This is a genomic window from Hymenobacter sp. AT01-02, from assembly GCF_000961955.2.
Taxonomy (GTDB): Bacteria; Bacteroidota; Bacteroidia; order Cytophagales; family Hymenobacteraceae; genus Hymenobacter; species Hymenobacter mucosus.
The window spans coordinates 34,700-49,740 of record NZ_JZIR02000039.1; the positions used below are offsets into that span (position 1 = coordinate 34,700).

Sequence of the window (15,041 nt, forward strand, 5' to 3'; positions counted from 1 at the left end):
CACTTCTCTGTGTCAGAGCCGGAAGCGGTAAATAGCTAGCTGGCCCCGGCGTAATTGCCACTGATAGTAACCCACCGTTCCTAAGTTGAGCAGGTAGGAAGCCACGAACACGCCGAGGTACAAGCCTGGTAGCTTAACATGGTAGGCATGCGCCCATAGCTGCGCGGCGGCGGCCAATCCGTAGGCCAGAAAGCAGCCTACCTGCCATAAGGCCTGAAATCCCAGCACCCGGCGGCCCACCTCGGCGGCATGTTCTACGTGGTGGCGATGCTTCTGCCAGAGCATCCAGGGTAAGATGAGATTCAATAGAGGAAAAACCAGGAAGCTTAGGGCGCTTAAGTTGAGCAGCTGTAGAAACTGCGGATCGGGGCGCAACGCGGGGTGCGCTTCCATAGTCGGCGGTGCTACCACTGTTTCGATGGCCGGCGCTACTTCGGGTTCCGGGCGGAACGCTTCCAAGGGCACTTCCAGGGCCGCAGCCAAGGCTTGTAGCGTGTAGCCGCGCGGTACGGTGTCGCCTTGCTCTACTCGCTGAATGGTGCGTAAACTGACCCCCGATTGCTCCGCCAACACTTCCTGCGAGAACCCCTTACTCTTGCGGATGGTAGCAACACGAACGGCGGAAAACATAGAATAGCATGAGCACGTGGAAGGCTGGCAACAAGATAAGCGCCAACTAGCTTCCTCACATCATGCCCTTACGCCTAGCCCCATACTTTGGTGCCCTCGGTGCAGTTGCGACACATCTCAATCTGGTCGCGGCCCTTGAGTAGGGATGCCCGAAAGCGCTGATATTTGGGGCCATGCCAGAGCTGGCGGAAGGTTTGCTGCTTCAAGTCGCCGAGGCGGTACTCGGCGTCTTTGTCGAAGCAGCAGGGCACTACCAAGCCATCCCACGTGACAACGCAGCTGTGCCACATCTTCCAGCAGTGGTTCACCAGCTTGTTCTTGATGCTCCAGGAGCCATCCACGTTGTTTTCGTAGCGCGAGTAGTAATCGATAGTAGGAATGAGAGGAGAGCCGTTTTGGTAGTCGTATATCTGCGCCGTCTTAAACCACACATCATCTACGCCTAGTTCCTGGGCTAGGCGCTTGGCGTCCTCCAGCTGGTGCTCATTTGGGCGCACCACCAGAAACTGAAATACTACCCGCGGCGTCTGCGAGTTTAGCTCCCGCCGCCACTTAATGAGGTTGCGGGTGCCCTCCAGCACTTTGTCTAGCTTACCACCCACGCGGTACTGCTGGTACACGTCCTGGGTAGTACCGTCGAGGGAAATAATGAGCCTGTCAAGGCCGCTTTCCACCGTGCGGCGGGCATTCTTATCGTTGAGGTAGTGGGCGTTGGTGCTGGTGGCGGTGTAGATGCCTTTGTTGGAGGCATACTTCACCAAGTCCAGGAAGTTGGGGTGCAGGTAGGGCTCGCCCTGAAAGTAGAAAATCAGGTACCACAGCCGTGACGCCACTTCGTCGATGGTCTTGCGGAATAGCTCATCGGGGAGCATGCCCGTGGGCCGCGTGAAGGAGCGCAGGCCGCTGGGACACTCCGGGCACCGCAGGTTGCAGCTGGTAGTAGGCTCGAACGACAGGGCGACGGGCAACCCCCAATGGCGGGCTTTCCCAGTCAGCTTGCTTAGCAAGTAGCCACCCGTTACTTGGGTAGCATTCCAGAGCCGCCGCGGGGTAGCTTTCGAAACAAAGTTAAGTCCGTCGGTGAGGAGTGAGGCCATGTGGACAGCAAAGGTAAACTGCCACGATGAACCAATGGCGCTGATGAAACAGCCCGCCCATCAAATCAGCTGCCGAGTTGTGCTCTCATTCCATTTTACTCGTCTAAAACTCTGGCTACCAATGCACTTTTTTTGACGCCAAAGTCAATTTGTAGGTAACGTCTGCTATAGCAGAATTGAAAATCAGTTCTTTCTATACTAATAACATTAGTAAATACAACCTAATAGTATTAGCTCTCGTTTAAGAGCCAACAACCACGCAGCTATACGACATGAAAATCCCAGTTGAAAAAGGCCAAGAAAAAGGCTTCTTACCCGATGGCCGTCACACCGTTGAAATTACCGACATTCAAGAAGGAACCAGTGAGCACCAGAACGTACCCTTCTTTGCTGCTCGTATGGAAAACGAGGATGGCTTTGTAACCCAGCGCTTCTATACGTCGCCCAACGCTATGCCAATTCTACTTTCGTTGTATGCCGCCGTTGGCATCCATCCAGAGGCTGGCAAAGACTTGGATACCAAGCAGCTTCTCGGTAAGAAAGTATCCATTGAGGTAGGTGAGCACAGCTATGCTGATCCAGCTTCTGGCAACGAACGTTCCATCAAGCAAGCTACTGGCTTCCGCACTGCCTAGGCATCTGCCGCGCCAAGTACGCAAAAGCGCCGCCCATATATGTGGGCGGCGCTTTTGGCATATAGCAACGACAGGTGAAGTACTACTGCTTGCCAACAGCTGGTAGGGTGCTGCTGTAGGTGCCAGCCTTACCGAACGACTCCTTAATCTCGTCAATAGCAGCTCGGCTGCTTAAACGCTTTGGCTTGGTGTTGAGGAAAGTACCATCTTCTGCCAGCAAGAAGTAAGACGGTACATCTTGCACGGCATAGGCCTTGGCCACGGCTGAGCGCATACCACCGGCGGCGCGCACGTGCACGCCCGCCAGCTTTTTGCTCACTACTAGCTGCTTCCAAGCACCATCGTTGTCATCCAGGGCAATGTTGAGGAATACGATGTTCTTACCATCAAACTTCTTCGCCAGCTCGGCGGCATAGGGTAGGTCGCGCAGGGCCAGGCCGCTCGTAGTGCGCCAGAAGTTGATGTACACTAGTTTCCCGGCGAACTGACGTAGCTTACTGTGTCGCCAGTGGAGGATAGCAGGTGGAAATCGGGGGCAGGTGCTCCAATAGCGAAGGCCTTATGAGCCTCGAAATCCTGCTGCAATACGGGGTAGTACTCGTTCTTGGGGTCTATGCTTCGGAAGTCAGCTAGCATGGCAGCCGACTGCTTCACGTGCCCAAAGCGGAACGACTCCTGCATCACCCGGCCCATAATAATTGGCCGTACTGGGCCGCTCAACTGATTCTTAGCCAAGTCATAACATACCTGGTAGAAGTCGGGGCTGGAGCGCTGCTTGCCAGCGTTGATGGCAGCGTAGTGAATGTAGTTGAGCAAAAACTCGTGGTACTGCTCACTCTGCAAAGCCTCGGCATTCGTGAGCAGGCTCTTGTCGTTCAAAAAGTCGTAGTAGGTAGGCGAGAGCTTCAAGCGGCTCTCGGTGGCTACCACCTGCTCGCGTAAGTCCTGGAACGTGAGGCGGTCGTTGGCGTAGCTGTAGTCTATTTCTGCCTGGGCATACTGCTTAAAGGCGGGGGTCAGCTGAGCATCTTCGCTGTAGCCTTTCAGAAACTTCTGTTCTTCCTTCCGGCGATAGTCGAGGAAAGAGATAAAGCCCGGCTCGTAGAGCATGATGTTATCGGGCAGAACCTGAAAGCCGTCGTTTTCGACAAACTTATCGTCTACTTCTGCCAGGTAGGTGTTGGCTTCGGCACCGCGGCCCTTAAACCGGACACTGCTGGCTAAGTCAGAACCCTTGAAGCGCACATCCAGTTGATTACCAGGCTCCAGAAACAGGCCGGCTACGTCGTCGCCGTATACCAAGTCGGCCCGAGTAGGGCCACTTACGTTCACCGCCAGCCGAAACTCACCTTTGTCGTCCAGGCGAGCGTAGGTGATCTGCTCTTTCGGATCAAGCGGGTTTTCGCGAATTGATACGGCTACGGTATCGGCCGTGCGGCCACTGACTTTGCCAGTCAGGACCACCGTACCCTGGGCATAGCTGGCCAGCGGCGCAGCTACCAGCCCAACCCAGAGCAGCGCGGTAGTGAGGAAAGATCTATGGGCCATCAGAAAAAGCGGAGTTAGTGAATTTAAACTTCCAACACCCGAGCTTAACAGACTTTTCAGTTCAGGTAAATCGCGGTAAAAGTCAATTCTCATGCCGAAGATACGGCATAAAGAAAGAGAAAGTCCAATCCGTTAACGCTCTTTTTTCGTAACCTGTGCCGAAGCACAAAGTTTTGAACGCTGCCTATTGCCCTTGCTCCTGGCTTTGTAGGCTTCTACTTTCTAGGAAATGTGGTGGTGCATTCCTTCCTAAAATGTTCGTATTGAAGCTGGATTTGAGCTTTTCAGAACGGTATTTAGAAAAATGGGTTGGCCGAAACTGTGTTCAGCCAACCCGCTTACATGTGCCGCGCTACCAGAAGCAACTACCCGAACAAGCCCGTCAGAACGTCATCTAGGCGCCCCGCAGGGTGCACCCGAATACCATAACGGGCTAGCTCTAAGCCCTTGGCGTTAAACTGAGAAATGTACATCTCCGCAAAGCCCAGCTTCTCCGCTTCGGAAAGGCGCTGATCTAAGCGGCTTACGGCCCGGATTTCTCCACTCAGGCCTACCTCCGCCGCCAGGCATACTTCACCGGCAATGGGCACGTCGTTGAGGGAGCTGACTACGGCCGCGCACACGGCCAGATCGAGGGCTGGGTCATCAAGGCGCAGGCCGCCCGCAATGTTCAAAAACACGTCGTGCTGGCCTAGGCGCAGGCCGCTGCGCTTCTCTAGTACTGCCAGCAGCATTTGCAGGCGTTTGGCGTCGAAACCGGTGCTGCTGCGCTGGGGCGTGCCGTACGTGGCGGGCGTCACTAGGGCCTGCACTTCCACCAGCAGCGGACGGTTGCCTTCCAACGTAGCCCCAATAGCCATACCGCTGAGGCTTTCTGTGCGCTGGCTCAGCAAGATTTCCGAGGGGTTGCTGACTTGCCGTAGGCCCGAACCCTGCATCTCGTAGATGCCCAACTCGGAAGTAGACCCAAAGCGGTTTTTGATGGTGCGCAGCAATCGGTAGGAGAGGTGCCGGTCGCCTTCAAACTGCAGCACGGTATCCACCATGTGCTCCAAAATCTTGGGTCCCGCAATGGAGCCATCTTTGGTGATGTGACCGATCAGAAGCACTGGCACGCCGGTATCCTTGGCGTATTTTAGCAGCTCAGTGGTGCACTCGCGCACCTGGCTGACGGAACCCGCCCCAGCCTCCACCAACGAGGAGTGTAGCGTCTGGATGGAGTCGATGACCACGACATTGGGCTGCAACTGGTCGATCTGCCGGAAAATGTTTTGGGTGCCCGTTTCGGTAAGGATGTAGAGGCCAGGATGCTGCTTGCCCAGGCGCTCAGCCCGCATCTTAATCTGCTGCTCACTTTCCTCCCCCGATACGTAGAGAATCCGAAGCTCGCGCATCTGCATGGCAATCTGCAACATAAGTGTGCTTTTACCAATGCCTGGCTCGCCCCCAATGAGCACCAAAGAGCCCGGAACGAGGCCTCCACCTAGCACGCGGTTCAACTCACCGTCGCGGGTGTTCAGGCGCGATTCTTCTTCGTAGAGGATTTCACCTAGCGGCTTTGGCTTGGCTGCCTTGTTGGTAGCACCTACCGCAGTACCAGCTTTCCAGGCCGTAGCTGCCGTGGCGGTGTCTGCCTTTTCCACTACCTCTTCCACGTAGGTATTCCACTCGCCGCACGAAGGACAGCGGCCAATCCACTTAGCCGATTGCGCGCCGCAGTTCTGACAGAAATATAGGGTCTTGATCTTGGCCATGTAGGTAAGAAGCGTAAACTAAAGAAATGCGCAGCGCGGCTAAAAAGTTTGGTAAGAAACGGGTTTTTGGCAGGAGTTCTGTAGCCTGAATACGGCAAGTTTCTGCGCGGCTTAAGCAGTAGTACCACCGTAGGTGGGAAAGCCCTCTGGTTTCCGATTTTGGATGTTTCGGCTTATTACTACTGTTCTGGTTGTAACGTACTATCGGCTTACATCAGAAGTACGCTGAGCAATTTGAGGACTATTAACACTTTATATATAAAAATTCATATACAACGAGTCTGTAACCCGGAAGTGAACCTACTAGCTGTTTTAACTTCTTAAGTAACAAGTAAAAATGAGCTAATTGTACTTATCGTACACCTATGTAAATACATCAATAATTGAACTTAGTATTGTGGTCGAGATTGGGTAGGGCACGCTACAAGAGCCTACTACAAACGCCTATTTTCCCCTCTTACCAACCTATATGCAATCTGTTTACCGCATTGTGCTGGGGCTCTCACTCAGCACCTTACCTCTTGCTGTTCATGCTCAATCCGTAGGCGTGGGTACGACTACCCCCGACGCCAACGCAGCCCTGGATATTTCGGCCGGGGCCGGGAACAACAAAGGCCTGCTAATACCACGCATGACGGAACTTCAGCGCACCGCCGTCACGACAACGTCGGAAGGTATGCTTGTGTACCAGACCAACGGTGCGCAGCCGGGCTTCTGGTACTTCTCGGGCGGCGTGTGGGTAGCTCTACCTTCGGGCGTAGCTTCCGGCTCGGGCTGGCTGCGCACCGGCAACTCCGGCACCGACCCCGGCACCTACACGGGAGTAGGCCAAACCACGAATTCGGGCACCAGCTTTCTAGGCACTACCGACAATAAAGACCTCGTATTCCGGACGGGCAATGCCGAGAGGTTCCGCATCACTACCGATGGCTCGTTGTACAGCCGTTCTACCTTCGGCCTGATTCTTAATGCCCGGGATGCGCCCATGCTCACGCGTGGTTGGGACCCCTTCACCGCTGGGGATTACAATGGTTTAGGGCGCTGGGGCATGTTTATGCTTTCTAGTCGTTTGGCCCTGGGTATTCCCTCCAACATCGGTTCCTTTAGCTGGGTGACGTGGAATACAAACTCCAGTATTGATAAGACCCTGATGACCTTGCAAAACGGTGGCAACTTGGGCATCGGCATCACAGATCCTACTACCCGGTTGAGCGTGGTAGGCACGGGTAGTGCCAATCCGTTTACTTCTGGGGCGGCTCAAAGCGCAGGCCACATTGCCCGCTTCCGCGACAACGGCGACGTAGCACTGGACCTGGGTAGCAGCGGCGCCGATGGCAACTGGCTGCAAAGCACCAATCCTACCAACCTAAGCACCAATTATGCCCTTCGCCTGAACCCCAACGGCGGCAACGTAGGCATCGGCACTGGTACGGTGGCGCCTAGCGCCAAGCTAGAAGTAGCTGGACAAGTAAAAATTACGGGTGGCACCCCCGGAGCCGGCAAAGTACTAACCTCCGATGCCGCTGGTTTGGCTACTTGGCAAACGCCCGCGGCCAGCGTTAGTAACATGCAAACCACCAACATCTTTGCCATTCCTACTACCGGCACCGGTACGCTGAATGCTACTACGGGCGTGGTAATTCTGCCGAACAACGGCGGCGCCAATGGCGGCATCACGCTGGGTGCCGGCGTCAATGGCCAAACCCTGACCATCACCAACCTGGATGCTGACGCCGTGAGCATTACGAGCACCAGCGGCACAGGCAGCGTATTGCCCAATTATGCCGCCCAGTTCGTGTACGTGGTGAACGGTACCACCAGCGGCTGGTTCCGCGTCAACTAATTCTTACTTCCAGATCTTCCTCTCTTATGCGACTACTCGCTACTTCTACAGGTATTACATCAGCTCCTTCCCAGACCCAAAATGAACCGCAGCGGCGCGGCTGGCTTAAGCGCTTTGGGGCTTTGCTGGGCGGCAGCCTACTGGCCGGAAAAGCCTTGGGCGAAACGCGGGGCGTAGCCTCTACCCAATCCTATGAACCGCACCTAGCGAAATTGCCATCTTTGGCTTCAACTTCGTTCCCAATGGCTGGGCAGCTTGTAACGGTCAACTATTATCCGTTAGCGAAAACAACGCCTTGTTCTCCCTGCTGGGTACTACCTACGGGGGCAACGGCCAAACAACGTTTGCCTTACCAAATCTGGCCGGACGTTTTCCCCTCGGCTTCGGCCAAAGTTTCTCAGGCGCATCACACGTCCAGGGTGAAATGGCTGGCACCGAAACGGTTACCTTAACAACCAGCCAAATGCCTGCGCACACGCATAGCATGACTGCTACTACGGTGGCTGGCAACACAAATAATCCTAACGGAGCCCTGCTGGCGAATGATGGGGCAGGGGGCGCCCAATTTTCCACTGCTGGCACGTCTGATGTCACGATGCAGAGCACATCTATTGGGCCGGCCGGCGGCAATCAACCGCAGAATAACATGCCGCCCTACTTGGCTCTAAACTTCTGCATTGCCCTTCAAGGCATTTATCCTTCTCGTGGCTAGCCCTCAAACCCATAAGATGAAGTTTTTCTACTCTCTTTTAGGGCTGAGCTTGTTAGCTGAAGCTGGCGTTGCCCAGTCGCTTACCAACAACGGAGGCATCCTCACGGTGCAGTCGGGAGCGACGCTGTACGTACCGGGCACCCTAGATAACAAAGCAGGTAGCACGCTTACCAACGCGGGTACGCTGCAGGTACTGGGCAACTTCACCAATGCGGGCACCACCACGTCGGGAGGGGTGGTACTGCTAAGCGGCAGCGCGGCCCAAACCCTCACGCCTGGCGGAGCTACCCTGGCCCGGCTGGAAGTAAACAACGCCAGCACCCAGGGCATCAGCGTACCCGCTGACCTCGGTATCAGTCAAGAGCTGAAGCTCACCAACGGGATGGTGCGCACGTCGCCCAACGCTACCATCAGCCTAACCGCCGCCGCCAACGTGACGGGCGAGGCAGCAGGCCGCTATGTGCAGGGCAACCTACGCGTAACGCGTGATAACGTGACTACGGCAACCAGCTTCACGAATAGTGCCACCATTGGCGGCAACGGGCAGAACTTGGGGCAGGTAACGGTAACGCGCACGGCCGGCCTCATAACGGCCGGTGCTAGCTACGGCACCTTCGGCAACAACAAAAGCATCGACCGCGTCTGGACGGTTACGACAACCCAGGCTCCTACCGGCGCCGTACCCATCACGCTTTCGTGGCTGCCCGACAATGACAACGGCCTGACGGATTTCTCTCGCGTGCTAATCTGGCGGCAGGCTACTGCTACTGGCCCCTGGACGGGTGTTGGCACTGGGGCCGATGCTTCAACTACCCGCAGCATCAGCACCACCACTACGTCCCTGGACCGGCTCACCATCAGCAATTTCCTCAATCCGCTACCTGTAGCCCTCCTTCAATTCACGGCCGAGCGCCGGGCAAACGATGCCTGGCTGCACTGGGCTACGGCTTCGGAGAAGAACAATGCCCACTTCGAGGTTGAGGTAAGCCTCGACGGCCACCAGTTTCAGAAGGCCGGGCAGGTAGCCGGGCGCGGCACTACTCTACAGCGCACCGATTATGAGTATACCGATGCGCACATTGCCCGCTACGAAGCAGGTATTGTGTACTACCGATTGCACCAAGTAGATACCGATGGCACGGGCTCCTACTCGGCCGTGCAGGTGGTAGCCGTAGACCAGGCAAGCCAACTAACGGCACAGGCTCATCCCAACCCGTACAACAACGAGCTGTTTGTACGCATGGCCCTACCCCAGCCCGGCGCTACTACCCTCACACTTCACGATGCCCTGGGGCGGATACTGTTGGCTAAACAACTGACCCTGCCCACTGGCGTTTCGGAGGTAGCCCTACCCGAGGCGACTACGCTGCCACTCGGCATTTATTTCATTACGATTCGGCAGGCGGGTACTGCCCGCGTGGTGAAGGTGGTGCGAGAATAGGCGCTTCGATTTTTCCTAAACGATACAGCCAGGTTTCCTGTTGGGAGCCTGGCTGTTATGTTTGGGGCATCTGGTACAGCTGCTCGCGCTCAACACTGGCCGACCTTATTCTGCTTTGCGGATGCGTGCTGCGTTTCTTTCCTGCTTCTACCTTACTTCCCGCTATGACTGCTGCCTCGCTTACCCCCGAAGACCTTACCCGCCTGCCCACCTTCGCGGACTTGCCAACCGAGACCATCACGTGGCTGCTGGAACACGGCGAGCGGCGCGCCTACGCTTCCGGGGATGCGGTAGTCCAGCCCGGCGACGAGGCCGAGTACATGATGGCCGTCCTGACCGGTGGCCTGCAATTCTTTGTGGTGCGCAATGGTAATCGGGAGCCGGCCTTTCGCATTGGCGCGGGCCAGGTGAGCGGGGTACTACCGTACTCGCGGCTGCGTATCATCCAAGGCCTGAGCTTAGCTGTGGGCGAAACGGTGCTGTTTACGTTACACCGTAGCCTCTTTCCCGCCTTAGAGCACGAAAGTCCGGAGCTTGTGCAGCGCCTAGTAGGTCTTATGAGCGACCGGGCCCGCCAGGAGGCGCGCACCCAGGAGCGCGACGACAAGCTGCGCGCCTTGGGCAAGCTCTCGGCGGGGCTAGCCCACGAGCTAAACAACCCCGCCGCCGCCATTATGCGGGCCGCCGAAGCCCTGGATGCTCGCCTACGGGCCAAGCCCGCCCAACTAATTGCCTTATTGAAGCACTGCCCCGATCCGGCGGCCCTGGAAATGCTGGCTACGTTGGCTAGTGCCCTTCCGCCCTCACTGCCCCAACGCACATCCCTGGAACGCGCTGACGTGGAGGACGAGCTAGCAGACTGGCTAGAAACCCAGCAAGTGCCGGATGCCTACCTACTAGCGGCGGGCTTACTAGATGCCGGTCTTACCCACACCGAGCTGCAACCCGTAGTGGCAGCCTTACCAGCTCCCTCACGCGCCACGGCGCTGGCCTGGCTGGAAGGGCAGCTGACCACTTTGCGCCTAATGCACGACGTGCAGGAAGCGGGCAGCCGCATTACTACCCTCGTCAGCAACGTGAAGATTTACAGCCACATGGACCGCGGCACCGACTTTGCCACCCTGGATGTGCACGCCGGCCTCGACAGTACCGTGAACATCCTGGGCTACTGCATGCGCGAGGAGAAAGTGACGCTCGTGCGAGACTACGCCCCCAGCCTGCCTCCCATAGTAGGGCAGGTAAGCAGCCTCAACCAAGTATGGACAAATCTGATTGACAACGCCATTGATGCGCTGCCGCCCGGCGGAGAAATCACGTTGCGCACCCGTCCAGACGGCGACTTTGTGCGGGTGTGGGTAATTGACAACGGACCGGGCATTCCGCCGGAAGTACTCCCGCGCATCATGGAGCCCTTTTTCACTACCAAGCCCGCCGGCGAGGGTAGTGGCCTGGGACTAGACATTGCCCTGCGCATTGTGGAGCAGCACGGCGGCCGGCTAGAGGTAGAATCGGAGCCGGGCCGCACGGCGTTTTGCGTGTGGCTACCCCTGAAAAAGTAGCGTTAGATTGCATAGATACCAGCATAAATAGGATGAAAGTGTAGCTTCGCTGGTAGCTTTCTCCCGTCAGCCCGGCAATGCACTCACTCGTTGCTGCTTTCCTAGGTTCCCTGCTACGGTCTGGCTTTCGGCTAGGCCTCTTCCTCTTGCCTCTGCTATGAAAAAACCTGTCCTGCTTGCCGTTGATGATGACCCGCAGGTGCTAAATGCCATTGAGCGGGACCTTCGCCAAGAATTTCGGCGCGACTACCGGGTACTGCGCGCCGCTTCCGGCGAGGAAGCCCTGGCTACCCTGCAAGAGCTTCAGCAACGAGATGAGCCGCTGGCCCTCGTGCTGGCCGACCAGCGCATGCCTGGCTTGCAGGGCGTGGAGCTGCTGGAGCAAACCCGTCAGCTGTTCCCCGACGCTAAGCGCGTGCTCCTGACGGCCTACGCCGATACGGAGGCGGCTATTCGCGCCATTAACCAAGCTCGCCTCGACTACTACTTGATGAAGCCCTGGGACCCACCCCAGGAGCTGCTCTACCCAACCCTTCACGACTTGCTCACTGCCTGGCAAGTCAGCTACAAGCCGCGGTTTCAGGGCGTCCGCCTCATTGGGTTCCAATGGTCGCCGCTGTCCCACGAGCTCAAGGACTTCCTGGCCGGCTATCTGGTAGCCTACCAGTGGCTTGACTTCGAAACCAACCCCGATGCCCAGCTACTGCTTGTTCGGAGCGGCTACACGGCGGCCGATTTGCCGGTGGTGATTTTTGAGGATAACACCGCCTTGGCTAACCCTACCCGCACCGACATTGCCGGCCGGCTAGGCCTCGCCCAAACGGCCTCCCAAGACCTGTACGACGTGGTGGTGATAGGAGCGGGGCCGGCGGGGCTGGCATCGGCCGTGTACGGCGCCTCAGAAGGGTTGCGCACGCTAGTAATTGAGCGCCAAGCACCGGGTGGGCAAGCGGGCACCAGCTCCCGAATTGAAAACTACTTGGGCTTCCCCACGGGCCTCAGCGGTAGCGAGCTGGCGCACCGAGCCTGGATGCAAGCCATTCGCTTGGGCGCTGAAATCTTGGCCCCCCAGGAGGTTACGGAGCTATACGTACAAGATGGCTACAAGGTGCTGACACTCAGTAACGGTAGCGAAATAAGAACGCGCGCTGTCGTGATGACTACCGGCGTCAGCTACCGCACGCTGGAAGTACCAGGCATTCATGAGCTTACAGGAGCCGGTGTGTACTACGGCGCCGCCCGCACGGAGGCCCGCACCTGTGAGCAGCAGGATGTATACATCGTAGGCGGAGGCAACTCGGCGGGGCAGGCAGCTATGTACCTGGCTACTTACGCCCGCCGCGTGTTTATCCTCATCCGGGGCGAGTCGTTGGCTGCCTCTATGTCGGCGTATCTGATTGAGCAGCTGAACCAAACTCCTAACGTCGAGATACTACCGTACTCGCAGGTAGTAGGCGTGCGCGGGCAGGACCACCTGGAAGAAGTTGTGCTGAATAACAATGGGACCGAGGAAATCCGTCCGGCGCGGGCACTGTTCATCTTTATCGGGGCCAAGCCTAGCACCGAGTGGGTGTGCAAAACGGTGGTGTGCGACCACAAAGGCTACCTCCTTACCGGCCGCGACTTAGTAACGGACCCGCGCTACGCCGAGGCCTGGAAGCATAACCGGGAGCCTTACCTGTTGGAAACCTGCGTACCCGGCGTATTTGCCGCCGGCGACAGCCGGGCCGGGGCTATGGCCCGCGTGGCCTCTGCCGTGGGCGAGGGCAGCATGGCCATTAAGTTCGTGCACCAGTACTTGGATGAGTAGGAGGTAGGGAAGCCGGTAATGGATGGGTTTGCCTATCTCCAGAACGTCATGCTCAGTATGGCGACCAAGACTTTTTTTAAACACATAAAAGCCCGTCATTCTCGGCAAAGCTTAGAATGACGGGCTTTTTGGATGGACTGGAAAGTGGCCTAGGCCAATCCATTAATTAATTACTACTTAGCGTTGTACATGCGCTCGTAGTACTCGGTAGCCATGCGGTGCGACTCGAACTCGGGTTCTACCTCACGCATGGCGGTTTTGGTCATTTCCAGGAACTTGGCGGGCTGGCCGTAGTACAGCGGAATGATGTCGTTTTCAAGTACATCCAGCACGTTGGTGGCCTCAATGTCGTCCTTCACATGGTCGGGCTGGTTGATGTCGGTATGCTCGATGATGAAGCCGTTTTCACCGTGGCGCACAAACTCCGGAATCCAGCCGTCGGCAATGCTCAAGCTTAGGGAGGCGTTCATGGCGGCCGTCATGCCGCTGGTGCCGGAGGCTTCGCGGGGGTAGCGGGGCGTGTTCAGCCAGATATCAGAACCCTTTTTCAGCGCCGCCGACAGGGCCAGCTCGTAACCCGTTACTACCGCGCAGTTGTTCAGATTCTTCACCTTAGCAATGATGTCGTTGAACAGCCCAATAGCGCCGTAGTCCTTAGGGTAGGGCTTGCCCGCCCATATTACCTGCACGGGACGGTCGGCGTTGTTCACAATTTTCTGGAACCGCTCGAAGTGGCGCAGAATCAGGTCGGCGCGCTTGTAGCCGGCAAAGCGGCGGGCCCACACCACCGTCAGCACCTCGGGGTCGAGGAGGGTGCCGGTTTGGTCGGCCACAATCTTGAACAGCTCCTGCTTCAGCTCCTTCTTGCGGGCCAGCAGGGCGGCATCGTCGTTGGCCTTCAGGGCTGCTTGCAGGGGCTTGTCGCGCCAGTAGGTACCATTCTGAGAGTTGGTGATGGCAATGATGGGGCTGATGCCCGCATTCTGGCCCCACATGTCGTTGGCTACCTCGCCGTGCACCTTCGATACGCCATTGCTGATGCGGGCAAAGCGCAGGGCCGTGAGGGTGTAGTTCAGGCGCTCATTCTCAATTAGGCCAAGGCGCTGCACTTCCTCTAGCGGCACGCTGCCAAAGAACGACATGTCGTGCAGTAGCTTTACAGGATGCTCCTCGTTGCCAGCCAGTTCGGGCGTGTGGGTTGTAAATACCAAGTGCTTCTGCACTTCCTCCAGCTTGCGACCAAACTTCTCGTAGAGGTAGAACGCCAGTGGCAGGCCGTGGCCCTCGTTGAGGTGATACACTTCCGTCTGGCGACCTAGCTCGTCGAGCAGCCGGCCACCACCCACGCCCAGTAAAATGCTCTGGGCTACGCGGGCAGCCGTGTCGGCGTCGTAGAGGTGGTGGGAGATAGTGCGCGAGATGTAGTCGTTTTCGGGAATGTCGGTGGTGAGGAAGAACATGGGCACCGTGCCGAACGTCTCGGGGGCCAGATACATCGCCTTCACCAGCACCTGGGCATTGTGAATTTCGATGGGGAACACAATGCCGGTATCCTGCAGGAAGCTATAGGGCTTGATGCGGAAGTCGGCACGCATGCTTAGGTCTTCGTTGCGGCCTTGGTCGTAGTAGCCGAACGTCCAGAGAATGCCAATGCCCACTAGGTTTTGCTTCAGCTCGTAGGCTGAGCGCATGTGGGAGCCCGCCAGGAAGCCCAGGCCACCGGAGTACGTTTTCAGCGCCTGATCCAGCGCAAATTCCATTGAAAAGTAAGCCGCCGGCGTGGTGAACTCGGGGGCGGGGGTGTACATCTGAAAGTCAAATGCCATGTGAGCGAAGTGGATCTGGTGAGAGAAGAAGCGGCTAGGCCGCGCGGTTGAACCCAAGTACGGATTCGGACCCAAAAAAAGCGGAAAACTGCGGACCGCTCAGGTCCTGCCTAGCTCAGACCGCTAAAATGCAAACCTGCCATTAAGAAAAGGCAAACCAGCACCATTTGATAGGTACTACCCACA

At 57.2% G+C, this 15,041-nt stretch carries 12 protein-coding genes; 6 read left to right on the top strand and 6 right to left on the bottom strand.

All coding sequences use genetic code 11. From position 1 onward, the window contains the following. Positions 1-12 precede the first annotated feature (12 nt). Both VI25_RS13640 and VI25_RS13645 read right to left on the bottom strand, forming a co-directional pair. A complete protein-coding gene (locus tag VI25_RS13640) occupies positions 13-630 on the bottom strand; it encodes a helix-turn-helix domain-containing protein (RefSeq protein WP_045689195.1) in 618 nt (205 codons plus the stop codon). A 74-nt stretch (positions 631-704) separates the two neighbouring features. After that, on the bottom strand, positions 705-1,727 hold the full coding sequence (locus tag VI25_RS13645) for an SPASM domain-containing protein (protein WP_045689194.1): 1,023 nt from the start codon (positions 1,725-1,727) through the stop codon (positions 705-707). Between the two features lie 272 nt (positions 1,728-1,999). Here VI25_RS13645 and VI25_RS13650 point away from each other — a divergent pair, with 272 nt between their 5' ends. Beyond that, positions 2,000-2,362, top strand: a complete 363-nt coding sequence (locus tag VI25_RS13650; RefSeq protein ID WP_045689193.1) for a hypothetical protein — start codon at positions 2,000-2,002, stop codon at positions 2,360-2,362. A gap of 82 nt (positions 2,363-2,444) precedes the next feature. On the opposite strand, the gene VI25_RS13655 is transcribed toward VI25_RS13650, so the two are convergent. The 3 genes from VI25_RS13655 to radA all read right to left on the bottom strand — a co-directional run bounded on the left by VI25_RS13655 (position 2,445) and on the right by radA (position 5,664). After that, a complete protein-coding gene (locus VI25_RS13655; protein WP_045689192.1) occupies positions 2,445-2,831 on the bottom strand; it encodes a peroxiredoxin family protein in 387 nt (128 codons plus the stop codon). After that, entirely contained in the window at positions 2,831-3,910 is a 1,080-nt protein-coding gene (locus VI25_RS13660) for a hypothetical protein (RefSeq protein ID WP_045689191.1), read from the bottom strand. Before VI25_RS13660 ends, VI25_RS13655 begins: the two co-directional genes overlap by 1 nt. A gap of 365 nt (positions 3,911-4,275) precedes the next feature. Continuing rightward, complete coding sequence (gene radA / locus VI25_RS13665) at positions 4,276-5,664, bottom strand: DNA repair protein RadA (RefSeq protein ID WP_045689190.1); 1,389 nt, start codon at positions 5,662-5,664, stop codon at positions 4,276-4,278. A 469-nt stretch (positions 5,665-6,133) separates the two neighbouring features. On the opposite strand from radA, the gene VI25_RS13670 reads away from it, so the two are divergent. The 5 genes from VI25_RS13670 to VI25_RS13690 all read left to right on the top strand — a co-directional run bounded on the left by VI25_RS13670 (position 6,134) and on the right by VI25_RS13690 (position 13,029). Continuing rightward, entirely contained in the window at positions 6,134-7,507 is a 1,374-nt protein-coding gene (locus VI25_RS13670) for a hypothetical protein (protein ID WP_045689189.1), read from the top strand. 217 nt (positions 7,508-7,724) lie between these two features. After that, positions 7,725-8,219: a phage tail protein gene (locus VI25_RS13675; RefSeq protein ID WP_236705058.1), complete on the top strand. Its 495-nt coding sequence runs from the start codon at positions 7,725-7,727 to the stop codon at positions 8,217-8,219. Then, positions 8,212-9,660, top strand: coding sequence for a T9SS type A sorting domain-containing protein (locus VI25_RS13680; protein ID WP_152981621.1), 1,449 nt, complete (start codon positions 8,212-8,214; stop codon positions 9,658-9,660). The genes VI25_RS13675 and VI25_RS13680 overlap by 8 nt, the downstream gene beginning before the upstream one ends. 164 nt (positions 9,661-9,824) lie before the next feature. Further along, positions 9,825-11,219 (top strand): sensor histidine kinase, encoded by a 1,395-nt coding sequence (locus VI25_RS13685; protein WP_045689187.1) that lies wholly within the window; start codon positions 9,825-9,827, stop codon positions 11,217-11,219. 157 nt (positions 11,220-11,376) lie between these two features. Then, entirely contained in the window at positions 11,377-13,029 is a 1,653-nt protein-coding gene (locus VI25_RS13690; protein WP_045689186.1) for an FAD-dependent oxidoreductase, read from the top strand. A gap of 173 nt (positions 13,030-13,202) precedes the next feature. On the opposite strand, the gene glgP is transcribed toward VI25_RS13690, so the two are convergent. After that, positions 13,203-14,855, bottom strand: coding sequence for an alpha-glucan family phosphorylase (gene glgP, locus VI25_RS13695; protein WP_055562574.1), 1,653 nt, complete (start codon positions 14,853-14,855; stop codon positions 13,203-13,205). Positions 14,856-15,041: the final 186 nt, after the last annotated feature.

Bases quoted from the DNA above. Each gene is read 5' to 3' on its own strand.
- VI25_RS13640 (WP_045689195.1), bottom strand. From the start codon at position 630: ATGTTTTCCGCCGTTCGTGTTGCTACCATCCGCAAGAGTAAGGGGTTC.
- VI25_RS13645 (WP_045689194.1), bottom strand. From the start codon at position 1,727: ATGGCCTCACTCCTCACCGACGGACTTAACTTTGTTTCGAAAGCTACC.
- VI25_RS13650 (WP_045689193.1), top strand. From the start codon at position 2,000: ATGAAAATCCCAGTTGAAAAAGGCCAAGAAAAAGGCTTCTTACCCGAT.
- VI25_RS13660 (WP_045689191.1), bottom strand. From the start codon at position 3,910: ATGGCCCATAGATCTTTCCTCACTACCGCGCTGCTCTGGGTTGGGCTG.
- radA (WP_045689190.1), bottom strand. From the start codon at position 5,664: ATGGCCAAGATCAAGACCCTATATTTCTGTCAGAACTGCGGCGCGCAA.
- VI25_RS13670 (WP_045689189.1), top strand. From the start codon at position 6,134: ATGCAATCTGTTTACCGCATTGTGCTGGGGCTCTCACTCAGCACCTTA.
- VI25_RS13685 (WP_045689187.1), top strand. From the start codon at position 9,825: ATGACTGCTGCCTCGCTTACCCCCGAAGACCTTACCCGCCTGCCCACC.
- VI25_RS13690 (WP_045689186.1), top strand. From the start codon at position 11,377: ATGAAAAAACCTGTCCTGCTTGCCGTTGATGATGACCCGCAGGTGCTA.
- glgP (WP_055562574.1), bottom strand. From the start codon at position 14,855: ATGGCATTTGACTTTCAGATGTACACCCCCGCCCCCGAGTTCACCACG.